This is a genomic window from Spiroplasma endosymbiont of Nebria brevicollis (assembly GCF_964030895.1).
In the GTDB taxonomy this organism is placed as follows: Bacteria; Bacillota_I; Bacilli_A; order Mycoplasmatales; family VBWQ01; genus Spiroplasma_E.
In genome coordinates this window covers 892,851-905,511 of sequence record NZ_OZ034986.1, presented here as the reverse complement: position 1 = coordinate 905,511, position 12,661 = coordinate 892,851, and the positions used below count along the sequence as shown (strand labels likewise).

The following is a 12,661-nucleotide window of genomic DNA, read 5'->3' as shown; positions in this document are numbered from 1 at the left end:
ATTACTCTTCAATTTCCTTTCACATAACATGAATATCTTCGACATTTCATTTTAAACCAACACGATTACCGACTTCAAAAGTATCAGTAGTATGAACTACTCATTTTCTTTTGCTAGTCGTAATATCAATTTCCCATAGTAAACCTTTGAACACTACTGATTTAATAGTGCCATCAAAAAATCCAACGCCAGCATTAACTAAATCAATGTCTTCGGGACGAATAACAATATCGATGTTGCGTTCATTTTCACCAAATCCAGTATCAGAACAAGCAAATTTTTTTCCATCAAAGCGCACACAATTATCATTAACAAATATACCATTATCAATCACATTAGAAGTACCAACGAATTGAGCAGTTCATTTATTTTCTGGTTCATTATAAATATCTTGGGGACTACCAATTTGTTGAATTTGCCCTTGATTTAAAACAACTACCCGGTCTGACATTGTGAAAGCTTCTTCTTGGTCATGGGTAATAAAAATAAAAGTAATGTTAACTTCTTCTTGAATCTTTTTCATTTCCGCTTGCATTTGTTGACGTAGTTTTAAATCTAAAGCGGCAAACGGTTCATCCAATAGTAAAACTTTTGGATTAAGAACTAATGCCCGTGCTACGGCAATCCTTTGTTTTTGACCACCTGATAAATCATTAACATCTTTATCTTCAACTCCGGTCAGTTTAACTAGTTCTAAAGCTTTTTTAACTTCCTTTTTAATTTTTTCTTTATCAATTTTACGTAATTTTAAACCATAAGCAATATTGTCAAAAACATTTAAATGAGGAAATAAAGCATAATTTTGAAAGATAGTATTAATTTCACGTTTGTGAATGGGAATTTTAGTTAAATCTTTGTTCTTAAATAATAACTGACCATTATTGGGTTGTTCAAACCCAGCAATTATTCTTAGCATGGTGGTTTTACCACAACCACTGGGACCTAAAATGGTAAGAAATTCACCTTCATGAATGTTTAAACTAATTCCTTTTAAAACAACCTTACCATCATATTCTTTAGTAATGTTACGTAATTCTAAAATATTAGTGCTCATATTACCCTCCTTAAAATGTTTTTAAAAAATTGGTGGATTGGAAACTCATAAAATCGTAGCAGAGTTTTTGTTGGTATTTTCCAGATAATGTCGTTCATTACCTTTAAGATAAAATGTTTCATTAGTGGTGGCTTTAATTTTGTTACCACCATAGTGGACATAGACTGTGCCGGTAAGAACATAACCAAAGATTTGCCCCTGAAAGGGGGGGACCTTGTTGGAACTACCGAATGGTTTTAAAACTAAGATGACTGGTTCTAAGGATAGTTTTTGGGCGTTAGGAATAATTCATTTAATTTGATATTCATGTTCATCAAGGATGGTAATATCTTGTTCTTTGAAAACTATTTTTTCTTTGGTTTCTTGTGCAAAGAAAGCAGATAATGAATAGTCGAAGACATCGAGAATATTCTTCAAGGTTTCAATGCTAGGTGATGCAACATCATGTTCTAGTTGACTAATGAAACCTTTTGATAAATCACAGCGTTTACCTAGTTCTTCCATGGTTAGATTATGTTTTAATCTTAAAGTTTTTAACTTTCTGCCAATTTTCATAATTAATTATTTTCTCCTTTTTTGTTTATTTTTACTAAACTTTAAGTTAAATAATACAAATAAAATTATATAATATTTTTTTTTAAAAACAATTATTTTCTTTATTAATTTTTTAATGGGTAAATTAATTGTCGTTATCTTATGATAATGTCTTACTAGTTATCTTTTGATTATGTCTCAACCTAAGGTTAAAATAATACCTTAGGTATCATATGAGAAAGGTAGTACTAAGAATGAATTAGAAAAATATGAAGTTATTAAAAACTTAGTAGAAAAGAAAGGTAGTAAAAGAAGAACTAGTATTAAAATAAATTGTTCTTTACGAACTATTGATAGATTAATAAACAAATTTAATAACCAAGGTAAAGAAGGATTTGTCCATGGTAATCGCAATCGAAAACCAAGAAAAACTAAAGATGAAAATATTACTAAAACGGTTCTTGAAACATATCAAAGCAAAGTATATAGTAATAGTAATTTCAAACATTTTAGTGAACTACTATCAACCAATAAAAACATTACAATATCATACAATTTTGTTCATAAAACACTTACTAGAGCAGGGATTTTATCACCAAAATGTCAGCGTATTACTAAAAAAAGGAAAGCCAAAGCAGAAAAGGAAGAACAAAAAATGTTAAACATTAAAATACCAGAAAAAATAGAAGAAAAAAATATAGAAGTAGAGATTTTATCTGAAACAAAAGTATCGAGAATAATATCAAATTCATTAGCTCATCCAAGAAAAGAAAGCAAAAAATATTTTGGTGAACAAATCAAAATGGATGCTTCTGATCATCTTTGAATTAATGGTGAAAAATGACATTTACACATTGGAATTGATGATAGCACATCAAGGATTGTTGGTGCATACTTTACACCAGAAGAAACATTAGTAGGGTACTATACTATCCTCAATCAAATACTAACTGAATATGGAATACCATATGAAATTAAATCCGATAATAGAACCGTATTTAAGTATGGGGCAAAAGAAGAAAAAGAAAATCCTTCTCCCAAAAACCAAGAGAAGGACTCACATACCCAGTTTGCTTATGCATGTAAACAGTTAGGCATAGAACTATAACAACAACACATCAGTAGCACAAGAAAAAGGGCGTGTAGAACGTTGTTTTGGCACTTTACAGTCAAGACTAATTACCGAACTTAAGATTGCTAATGTCAAAACAATTGAAGCAGCAAATGAGTTCCTTAAAATGTATATTACTAAACATAATGGACAGTTTGCGCTTCATGCTAATCTTAGCACATCAGTGTTCGGACCACAACCAAAACGTGAATTTATTAATCAAACTTTAGCAATCTTAAGTTCAAGAAAAACTGATAATGGTTGTGGTATCAATTTTCAGAATAAATATTATCAACCATATAAAGATAATAAAATTGTAACTTTTAAAAGCAAAACAAAATGCTTAGTAATTCAATGTTTTGACAAACAATTAGTAGCTTCAATTGAAAATAGAAATTTATGAACTAAGAGAGTTAAATAAGCATCAATCAATATCTAAAAATTTTGATTTAGATGTCCCTGAAGCAGAACAAGAAAAGAAAAAATATGTCCCACCAATGACTCATCCTTGAAAAACTAAGTCCTGAGAAAATTATCTAAATTCACAAAATAAGGGTCATAAAAATTCTGGGGATGTTTAAAGAATTTTGAGACATAATCAAAAGTCATTGACACTTTCAGAAGCAAAATGTTTACGTAAGTCTCATAGTGATAGTTTAGTTGATTTGTAAACTTGTTTGCCATCTTTATCAAGTTCACACCATCAATTTTGGTTCTGATTTCATCAACACCATTATTAGAAGCTCCATCAATTTCTAAAATATCAACATAATTTTCGCTATATTTGATTAAACAGTTTTTATCGTTTTCTCAAATTAGACGTTTAGCTTTAATTAGAAATCTTATGTATTCAGTTTTTTTACTTTTATTAGAGTTTTGTTCCATGTGGGTTGTTCCTTTCAATTAAGAGTTTAAATTATAAAATTAGGTTATTAATGCATTTAATTGTCAACTCACGAATGAATACAAAAAACACAAAAATGGGATAAACCTACTTTGTGTTTAAATGTATACAAATGTTGTATTACAGGTATATTATACTTATATTTTGTTTTAATTTACTTAAATAAAAAATGGTAAGAACATAAATCTTACCATTTTGATGTTGCATTAAATTATTTTTTTTATCTTTATTTTTTTTATTATCAGAATAGTAACTAGAATCATTTCATTTTGTCTCTTGTAATTTAGTTAATAAATAAGCAACTTTAATGTCTTTTTCCATATGTAATTACTCCTTTAATATCAACTTATTGATTTAAGATGACTTATATATAATATATCATATTTTTTTATAATACCATATCATCATGTAATTTATATGATTTTTTTTGTAGTGTATTTTTACCAATTAACAAAAATTCATGATTTGAATAATTTTTAAATAACTGATCTAATTGTGTACATAAAGGTCCATCATAAGTTATTACAGTTTTAATTTTAAACTTATCAGTTAAATATACAATGTGTGGATCTCCTGAAATATTTTGAGTTTTAAAAGTTTCACCATTTAAAAAATAAATTTTGTCTTTATAAAATTTTTAATTTCTGAATCTATTTTTTTTATCATGTTTTTCATTTCAAATATAAATATTTAATGATTTACTACTCATTTTTAATGAATTAATTAAGTCTAAAACTGGACCTATTTTGTGCAATTTATTTCTAAATTTTTGTACCTTTAGTAATTCGTATTTCATCTTTTTTCCTACAATATTAAACATATACTTATGACCATTTTTTATAAAATTAGTTATTGAATCTCTTGTTACCTGTGATAAGCATTCTTCTGTATCAAGATATATAAAAATATTAGTGTCTAAAAATATATTTTCCATTTTAAATCTCCATTATTTTTAGTGCTTCATCAATAAAAAATTTTGTATAATTATCAATTTCTCCATTTAACTTTCCATTTTTTGAATATCAATATTATTGATGCTTACTGTATCATCATTATTTTTATTAAAATAAAATATAGTAATTTTTCTTTATCTTTAGATTCTTTAAAAAGATTTATTTTAGATGAAATGGTCTCAATTTCTTTTTCTTTCTTTAAAATTATTTCTTCATTACTCTTGTAAATTTGATATCTTATGTGATCAATTAAATATTTAGAATGGGTTTCAATAAAAAGTTGATTTTTAAGTGTTTTATCATCTTTATGTTCTATAAATCATTCAAAGATAGACTTACCTACGAGAGATTGCAGTTTTGGATGTAAATGAATTTCAGGTTGTTCCATAAAAACTTTATTTAACTGATTATCATATAAAGATGTTAAAATTGGTAGTATTTGAGATATTCCTGTTCCTGAAATGAAAAGTTTATATTCTTTATTAGAATTACTTTTCTTGTATTTTGGTATGTGTACTATATTATCATCTATTGACCTTGCGTCAATTTTTATACTTGATAACATATCTGAACTTTTTAAAAATTTTTCGACTTTAGAATGTAATTCTTGATTAGATTTTAATTTGGTTAAGGATTTACTATCTGTTGAATTTAAATCAGAAAGTTGATTATTAGTATAAAACCTTTTAAACGCGTTTCTTATTGGTTCCACATAATCTGTAACAATATTTTCATAATCATATTTAATATTTTGTCTTGATGATTTACTGTCTTCATAACTTAAAAATAAATTATGGAGTAGATCATGACCACAAGCACCTTCTTTTTCTATATGTTCTCATTTTGAAAGTATTCTTAAAATATATAATTGATGTTTAGTAAAATCTTGCATAGTAAATAAAAATAATATTTGTTTTTCTCAAATAACGCTTAATTCTTTTTTCTTATTATTTCTAGTAGAATGTGATATATTAAATGTAGTTTCTATAGAATCTTTAAAAGAATTTGTTAAATTATCGTAATCCACTTTAAAAATATAATTAAAATCTGATGATTTATTCATAATTTTTTTTAAATATTCCATTTTATCTTCATTATAAATATCTAAAAACCCTCTTTCTAGATTATATTTATCAAATTGTATTGACTGGACAAATAAAGTATGATTTTCTGGAACAATTTTGTAATTAATTTTAAATTTATTTAATGAGTTGTTATTTTTATTATCTTGTTCAATATATGCAAACTCTGAAATGAATATTTTATCAAGTTTAGTAGCAGAGAAGATTTTATAATATTCAACAATGAAAAATTCTTCTTTTGCTTTTTTGGTTTATGTATTATATCAGTATCAACTATTAAAATTTCTATTGGCTCTTTATTATTAAAAGAAACATCTGGAAAAGTATAATTAAATAAGTATGTATTAACAAAATCAATTCTTTTATTATTAAATAGAGTATCTAATAATTTCATTAAAGATGTTTTGCCAATATTATTATCTCCAATAAATAAATTTAATTTTGGAAAATTAAATGGAGGCGTAACAAACTTACGTAGTAATTATTCTATTATCAATAATTTATCTTTAAAAGACTCATTACTTTTTAAACTCATAAAATACCCTTTTCAAAAAGACGAGAAATAAGTATCGTCTTTTTTTGTAATTGTAAAATTTGCAAATTTTATAACAGTCTTTATCACTATTATCAACACGTGCTAGGGACATAAAATAGTGAACCATAACACAGTTGTTAAAAATAGTGGCTAGCATGTGGACTTGCATGTTGAAATAAAAAGTGGAGTGATACCTAACAAAATATACTAACCATGAATAATGGTAATCCTTGGGGTGGGAGCGGATTGGCAACTAGTGTATATAGACCCGTTTGGGGGACGTATTATAATTAGTTCTTTATTTAACAGCACTGCCACTTTCAGTGAGCAGATGCTGTTTTATTTTTTTCATTTTTTTGGGCGAGTAACATAAATTTTAAAACTTGTAAAAAAAAAATTAAACGGGGCTGGTTCAATATAAATATAACTTGCTAAATGCAAGTTATTAAAAATTGAATCAAATGCTTTAAGTTTTTTTCAAAATTTTACAATTTATTTACGAGCCCAGTTTTTCTAGAAAATATTAATTATATTAGTGTTAACAAAATAAATAACATATATATCCTTTACGCTTATAGCGACAGGATATATAAAAAAAAGAAAGGATTGTTAAAATGCAAATAGAATTTCAAAAAGAACAAATTACTGAAAAATCAAATTCTATTATGATTAATTATGGCGAATATAAATTATCTGTTCCAAATTGAATGATTAAAAATAATAGTTTTATTGTTGATGATAAATATACATATTGAGTTTTTAATTTAGAAAATATTAAAAAAGAATTAATTGGTATGGAATTAAAAGAATTATTAAAACCATATATTAATAGTCAAAAAATAACTATTAATCAACCCCCTGCTAAAAAAGAATATTATATTAATAAAATTAAATTAGAAGAACTTACATTTTATGAAGAACATAATGGGTGATTTATTGGAGAAATAAAAGACCCAAAAACAAACATTATTAATTCATGTTTTAAATACAATGTTAAATGAGTTGAAAATAATAAAGCATACAAGATTATTGAATACAATCATAATGATTTACCCACTAATTATTTAATTACTCCATATAAAGATATTAATACTCATAGTAAAAATACATTTTATGTTAATTAAAAAAATCATTTGAATAATGAATAAATTTTATTGTCAACGTGATTATGGTTGTATGTGTATAGAATTAGAACAAGGAGAATTTGAATAATGAATAACTACTTATTATCAGTAGACCCAAGTATAAACAATTCTGGTTTTACATTATGAGAAAAAACATGAAATATGAACTAATTATTGGTATTGAGACCCCGCGGGTATTGGTACAAGTGGAATTGTTATATATTCAAATGAAACTAATAATATTATTTTTAATGAAACATTTAAAACAAAAACTGTTCTAGAAAGTAAAAATCTATTTAAAGAATACTTTTTAATAATTAAACAACATTTTGAAAATGAAAAAATCTTAGTTATTGTAGAAAATTTCTTTTTAACTTCAAAACAACTATTAACTAATCCATTAGCAACTCCAAAAGTTATTGGTGCTTTAATGGTACTAGTACAAGATGTTATGAATTGAGATTATCAATAAAGTGAACCAAAAAATAAAAGTAAAATAGAAAATTATCAAGGAAATATTATTTTAACAAAACATGAACAAGATGCTTATAAGCATATTCAATATTATTTAAGGAACTAAAAAAAATGAAAGATAAAGCGAATTACATTAAATTAACAGTAAAACTTAGTAACAGTATAGAAGCAAAATATCATGAGAAAGGTAATAAAGATTTATATTATACTGTTCGTGGTCAATGAAATGGATTAAACTATGTTACCTTAATTTTTAATAATCCAAAACTTTATAAACGATGTATTTTATTAAACAAAAATGATGAAATTATGGTAACTGGACAAATCTTTAATACTTTAAATATTCCAAAAAATCGTGCATTTTGTTCCATTAATGTTAAATGATTTAAAAAATGAAAGGAATAAATATGATTATACTACCTACTTTATTTGGAAATAAAGATGAAATTGAAATATTATCACCATCTCCGCAGGCACTTCATACACATAATGATATTAGAGCAATTATTCTAATGAAATATCCTAATGTTAAATCAAAACATATAGTTATTTCTGACACTGAAGATAATGAAGCTTTAATAGTTGGCGATAATGAAGTCTATAAAGGATGAGTTAAAGTTTGAATTAAAAAACAAGGAAATTAAAAAGGAGAAAAATATGCCAAATACAGAAACACCACAAACAAATAACTATACATTATTAAAATTAATAAGAACAGGTATAAGTCCAATTTTAGCAATGATTGGAACCAGTGCTTATTATGGTCAATTAATAGGTAATCCAATATTAGGTTCAATTAATAGTTTATTATTTGGTAAAAAATTAGGTTTAGATATATGAAATTTAAATCAAAGACCAACTACTAGAAATAAAGTTATTAATAGTTCTAAAAAAATATTATTAGGTTTAGGAACAATTGGATTAGCAAATTATACTAAGTTTTTTAATACTACTATTAATCCAAATCCTAGTCCATTACCAATTACGACAACTCCAATTCCAACTACTACCACAGAAACACCACCATGACCATTAATGGTGAATGAAAATAACAATCTTAATAATTTAATAGATTGAGATACTTATATTTCATTAAATGCTTATGGTATTTCAAATCTTATTAGTGGAATTACTGAATTAATACCTAATCGTTTTGAGAGTATAAGAAAGATTTGAAATATGGCAACTGGTGGTTGTTTAATTTCAACTGGTGTAGCAATGGGTATTAATAATGATTTTAATAATGCTTATGCTATTCCTACAATAATAGCGGGTGCTAGTGAAATTATACATAATTTATTACCTATGGAAATTACACATCATAATACTGAAATGCAAGAAACTTCATTTACAAATGAAATAGCAAATCTTATTAATGATAATGCAAGTATTAATAGTTATGGTAGTGATATGAGTGAAGTTAATATTAATGCACAATTAACTTTTGATGAAAATTATTATCATTTATAAAAGGAAGGGAAATATAAAATGAAAGAATTTATACATGAATTAATTATTATTGGAACATCTGTAGGAACATTAATTTGTAGAGAAATTATTGTAATTTTAAAAAAATATATTACAACTCCAAAACATATACGTTCTTATAATAAAATGACAAAACAAGAAAATAAGTTAAATAAGCAACAAATAAAATTAGAAAAACTTATGGAAAAAGGAAAAAGTAAGGAGGTGAAATAACTATGGAAAATAATAAAATTGGAATGACTACTAACATGAAACAAATTTATTTGTTAATGTATAAAACTAATCAAAGTGATGATATGAAATATAAATCATTTGAAACATTAGAATTAGCAACATTATTTCATTTAAGATTTAAAGAAGTAGTTGCTAAAATTGGCTATTCTAATCGTGAAATTATTCATTATCAAATTTTGGCAATTCCATTTAATTTAGATGAAAGTAAAATATTAAATGTAAGTAAGGAAGTGTCATAATGTTAGAAAATGAAACTACTATAGTAAATCAAAACTTAGCTGAAAATAATGTTGAACAAGAACAACAAGAAAATGAAATTAATCAAAAAATTAGTGAAGCAGAAAATAAATTAAATAAAATTAATCAAGAAATTAAAGAACAACAAATGGTTAATATTTTTAATAAATATCAAATTAAACAAGAATTTCATGATTATTTAAAGTTTAAAACAAAAGATACTAAAAGTGAAGAAATAGAAAATACTATAAAACAATTAATTAAAGAACAGCCAGTGTTAAGAACACCACTGAATACTGGTGGTAATCAACAAACAATTATTAATAACCAAATACCAACAAAAATTAATCCATTATTGGATTATAAAAAGAAAAATTATTTATAGAAAAGGAAAATTAAAATGGCAGTAAATATCCAAACAAACTTAAATAATACAGAAAAATTAGTAGAAGCTCCTGAATTTATTGAATTTTTTAAACAATCAAATAGTCCCTGAGCAAGTTTTTTTCCTATTGAAATGGTTAATTCTACTAAAATTGAATTCATTATTAAATTACCAAAAGACCCAAAAATTAAAGTACTTGAGTGAAATGATAAAAGTACAAGACTTGATATTAGTTATGCTCAAACTGATAAAATTGACAAAATTATTGAAAAATTATACGTTGCAGGTGAAACTATTGCAGCTGTTGATTTATTAGCAGAAAATGGTCAAAATTTATTATATACTATGCAATATGAAGTTGCAAATGATTTAACAGATAAATTAGCAAGTGATGACACTAATGTAATTTCACAATTTGCTACTAAGGTATTAATTAATGATACAACTCCAATTGGTTATTTAAAAGCAATGTTATCGGCATGAAATACTTTATTTCAATTAAGAAATGGTGCTAATTCTCGTTTCTTTATTACTAATAATCTTTATGATAGTTTAGTTTATTTAGCAGATAATAAAGGAATAATTACTGATAATCAATTAGCACAGCAATTAAGATTAAACGGTAATGATTTATATGTAAAAGTAGTATTATGTCAAATTGTACTTGATGATTATATGACATTTGCTAATGATAAAAATGAAAATGAAATTATGTCCTTTATTTTAGCAACACCAAAAGCAATGAAAAGATATATGCTAGAAAATACGGTTGTTTATGTGCAAGAGATTACTGACGGTAAAGTTGGTAGAGCATATAAAGTTGGTGGTGAAGTATTGGGTCAATCAATTCCTTATATGTCAAAAAAAGAAACAACATCTCGTTGAATGATGTGTGGTGTAATTAAAAGTGAAGTAAAAACTGACTTAAAATCTAAAATTACAAATTTAACATTAGATACTACGGCAAGAACAGATAAAAATAATAGAGATTTAGATACAAATATTTTATATACAAAAGAAATTAATGGTTTAAATCCAAGTTTAGAAACTCCTACAATTAAATATTTTAGTGATGACCAAGGTAAAAATATTATAAGTAATAATAAACAAAAAACTGGTGATTTATATGTAATTATTAGAACAAATATAAATGACCCAAATTATAAAGGTTCAACAAATCCTATTAAAATTAATCTTAGATAAGGAAAATTAATACTATGCCAATTGGTACTACTAGCACTGCTATAATCTTAAACATAAATAAACCAAAACATACTAGAATAAGTAAACAACAAGAAAATAAAAGTTTATGATTAGAAATTTTAGAAATGATTGGTGTACAAGTAATAGCAGTTGCACTTGCTCCTTTTACTGGTAGTTTAAGTGAAGAACTAGCACTTGGATTAGGTGCAAATGATTTTATTGGTAGTAGTATTGCTGTTGGTATTGAAGCAACAACTGATTTTACTATTAATCAAGTTTATGATTATTTAAAAGGAAATGTAACAAAATTAAATACTTTTTTTAATGTATTACCAGCGTTTGCCAGACTTAATAAAATTACTCGTGGTATTCGTACTACTAAATTTATTAAACTAGCACAAAAAACTAAAACATTAGAAAAAATTGGGATTAAAGAAGCAAAAAATTTACAAGATGTTATTAATCAAGTAACAGGTAAAGAAATTTTAACAGATAAAATTATTGGTAAACAACGATATTTATTTAACTATTCAGTTGCACCTAATCGTGAAACAATATTGCAAAACTTAGGTTATGTTGCAGAAAGACAATTTCATAATAATTTTAAAAAATTAGAAGAACAAGAGTTAAAAGATTACTTATTGTTACAAAATACATTAATAAAGTTAAGTCCACAATTAATTCCTAAATTTAAAATTAAAGATATTGAAAAAGCAAATAATTTTTTTAAAAAATATAATACTGATTTAAAAGAAGTATTAAAAATGAACCAACATGATTGATTAAATTTAGTTTACACAATACATACAGAAAATAGATATGGAAAAACATTAATTTTAGATTTACAAAAAATTCGTGCTAATGCTATTAAGTTCAATTTTAAAAATAGTGTTATTCATAAAGTTGTTTTAAAAACAAATCAAACTTTTAAATATTTTGATATTAGATTTTATTTTAAAAAAAGTTTAAATAAATTTTGAAAAGATACACCATATTTTGAAAAATTACGTGAAAATATATATAAATTACAAGAAAAATTTGAACAATTAGAAGAAAAAGCAATAGCAAAAATTAATAAATTAAAAGAAAAAGCAAGTGATTTATTTACTAGTGCTGAGAAAAAAGCAATTAAACATGCACAATTAATTCCATTAAATTCACCAGTATTTATGGGATGTAAAATTCAACCATTATCTCTAGATAAATGTGCTATTACTATTTATCATCGTAATCCTAAATATAAACCATTTGTTGTTATTGATACTTTTATTAAAGCAGAAACTTTCGTTACACAAGTACATCCTTTTCATTGATATCGCTGAAATAGTGGTTAATATATTGGT

At 24.8% G+C, this 12,661-nt stretch carries 18 protein-coding genes; 12 read left to right on the top strand and 6 right to left on the bottom strand.

The annotated features are described in order from the left end of the window. Position 1: 1 nt before the first annotated feature. Both potA and AAHM98_RS05280 read right to left on the bottom strand, forming a co-directional pair. Complete coding sequence (potA, locus tag AAHM98_RS05285) at positions 2 to 1,054, bottom strand: spermidine/putrescine ABC transporter ATP-binding protein (protein ID WP_342275850.1); 1,053 nt, start codon at positions 1,052 to 1,054, stop codon at positions 2 to 4. 21 nt (positions 1,055 to 1,075) lie between these two features. Further along, positions 1,076 to 1,609, bottom strand: coding sequence for an XRE family transcriptional regulator (locus tag AAHM98_RS05280; RefSeq protein WP_342275849.1), 534 nt, complete (start codon positions 1,607 to 1,609; stop codon positions 1,076 to 1,078). Between the two features lie 634 nt (positions 1,610 to 2,243). Here AAHM98_RS05280 and AAHM98_RS05275 point away from each other — a divergent pair. The 3 genes from AAHM98_RS05275 to AAHM98_RS05265 all read left to right on the top strand — a co-directional run bounded on the left by AAHM98_RS05275 (position 2,244) and on the right by AAHM98_RS05265 (position 3,280). After that, positions 2,244 to 2,696: a hypothetical protein gene (locus tag AAHM98_RS05275; RefSeq protein ID WP_342275848.1), complete on the top strand. Its 453-nt coding sequence runs from the start codon at positions 2,244 to 2,246 to the stop codon at positions 2,694 to 2,696. 130 nt (positions 2,697 to 2,826) lie between these two features. Continuing rightward, entirely contained in the window at positions 2,827 to 3,120 is a 294-nt protein-coding gene (locus AAHM98_RS05270; protein WP_342275847.1) for a hypothetical protein, read from the top strand. Beyond that, positions 3,083 to 3,280: a hypothetical protein gene (locus AAHM98_RS05265; protein ID WP_342275846.1), complete on the top strand. Its 198-nt coding sequence runs from the start codon at positions 3,083 to 3,085 to the stop codon at positions 3,278 to 3,280. Before AAHM98_RS05270 ends, AAHM98_RS05265 begins: the two co-directional genes overlap by 38 nt. A 443-nt stretch (positions 3,281 to 3,723) precedes the next feature. On the opposite strand, the gene AAHM98_RS05260 is transcribed toward AAHM98_RS05265, so the two are convergent. From AAHM98_RS05260 to AAHM98_RS09025, 4 genes are all read right to left on the bottom strand, one after another. Next, a complete protein-coding gene (locus AAHM98_RS05260) occupies positions 3,724 to 3,924 on the bottom strand; it encodes a hypothetical protein (protein WP_342275845.1) in 201 nt (66 codons plus the stop codon). A 316-nt stretch (positions 3,925 to 4,240) separates the two neighbouring features. Next, positions 4,241 to 4,537 (bottom strand): hypothetical protein, encoded by a 297-nt coding sequence (locus AAHM98_RS05255; protein WP_342275844.1) that lies wholly within the window; start codon positions 4,535 to 4,537, stop codon positions 4,241 to 4,243. Between the two features lie 104 nt (positions 4,538 to 4,641). Then, the gene (locus tag AAHM98_RS05250) at positions 4,642 to 5,640 is read right to left on the bottom strand and encodes an AAA family ATPase (RefSeq protein ID WP_342275843.1); all 999 of its coding nucleotides are present in this window, start codon (positions 5,638 to 5,640) and stop codon (positions 4,642 to 4,644) included. Between the two features lie 119 nt (positions 5,641 to 5,759). After that, complete coding sequence (locus AAHM98_RS09025; protein WP_425289607.1) at positions 5,760 to 6,077, bottom strand: AAA family ATPase; 318 nt, start codon at positions 6,075 to 6,077, stop codon at positions 5,760 to 5,762. A gap of 710 nt (positions 6,078 to 6,787) precedes the next feature. Here AAHM98_RS09025 and AAHM98_RS05245 point away from each other — a divergent pair. From AAHM98_RS05245 to AAHM98_RS05205, 9 genes are all read left to right on the top strand, one after another. Further along, positions 6,788 to 7,297, top strand: coding sequence for a hypothetical protein (locus AAHM98_RS05245; protein ID WP_342275842.1), 510 nt, complete (start codon positions 6,788 to 6,790; stop codon positions 7,295 to 7,297). Positions 7,298 to 7,882: 585 nt separating this feature from the next. Then, entirely contained in the window at positions 7,883 to 8,176 is a 294-nt protein-coding gene (locus AAHM98_RS05240; protein ID WP_342275841.1) for a hypothetical protein, read from the top strand. A gap of 2 nt (positions 8,177 to 8,178) precedes the next feature. Further along, entirely contained in the window at positions 8,179 to 8,415 is a 237-nt protein-coding gene (locus tag AAHM98_RS05235; RefSeq protein WP_342275840.1) for a hypothetical protein, read from the top strand. A gap of 13 nt (positions 8,416 to 8,428) precedes the next feature. Next, positions 8,429 to 9,241: a hypothetical protein gene (locus AAHM98_RS05230; protein WP_342275839.1), complete on the top strand. Its 813-nt coding sequence runs from the start codon at positions 8,429 to 8,431 to the stop codon at positions 9,239 to 9,241. 18 nt (positions 9,242 to 9,259) lie between these two features. Continuing rightward, a complete protein-coding gene (locus tag AAHM98_RS05225) occupies positions 9,260 to 9,472 on the top strand; it encodes a hypothetical protein (protein WP_342275838.1) in 213 nt (70 codons plus the stop codon). A gap of 2 nt (positions 9,473 to 9,474) precedes the next feature. Further along, on the top strand, positions 9,475 to 9,732 hold the full coding sequence (locus AAHM98_RS05220; RefSeq protein ID WP_342275837.1) for a hypothetical protein: 258 nt from the start codon (positions 9,475 to 9,477) through the stop codon (positions 9,730 to 9,732). Then, on the top strand, positions 9,732 to 10,115 hold the full coding sequence (locus AAHM98_RS05215; RefSeq protein ID WP_342275836.1) for a hypothetical protein: 384 nt from the start codon (positions 9,732 to 9,734) through the stop codon (positions 10,113 to 10,115). The genes AAHM98_RS05220 and AAHM98_RS05215 overlap by 1 nt, the downstream gene beginning before the upstream one ends. Before the next feature lie 15 nt (positions 10,116 to 10,130). Further along, positions 10,131 to 11,318 (top strand): hypothetical protein, encoded by a 1,188-nt coding sequence (locus AAHM98_RS05210; RefSeq protein WP_342275835.1) that lies wholly within the window; start codon positions 10,131 to 10,133, stop codon positions 11,316 to 11,318. A 14-nt stretch (positions 11,319 to 11,332) separates the two neighbouring features. Continuing rightward, positions 11,333 to 12,652 carry a hypothetical protein gene (locus tag AAHM98_RS05205; protein WP_342275834.1) on the top strand — a complete coding sequence of 440 codons (1,320 nt, stop codon included), beginning with the start codon at positions 11,333 to 11,335 and terminating at the stop codon, positions 12,650 to 12,652. Positions 12,653 to 12,661: the final 9 nt, after the last annotated feature.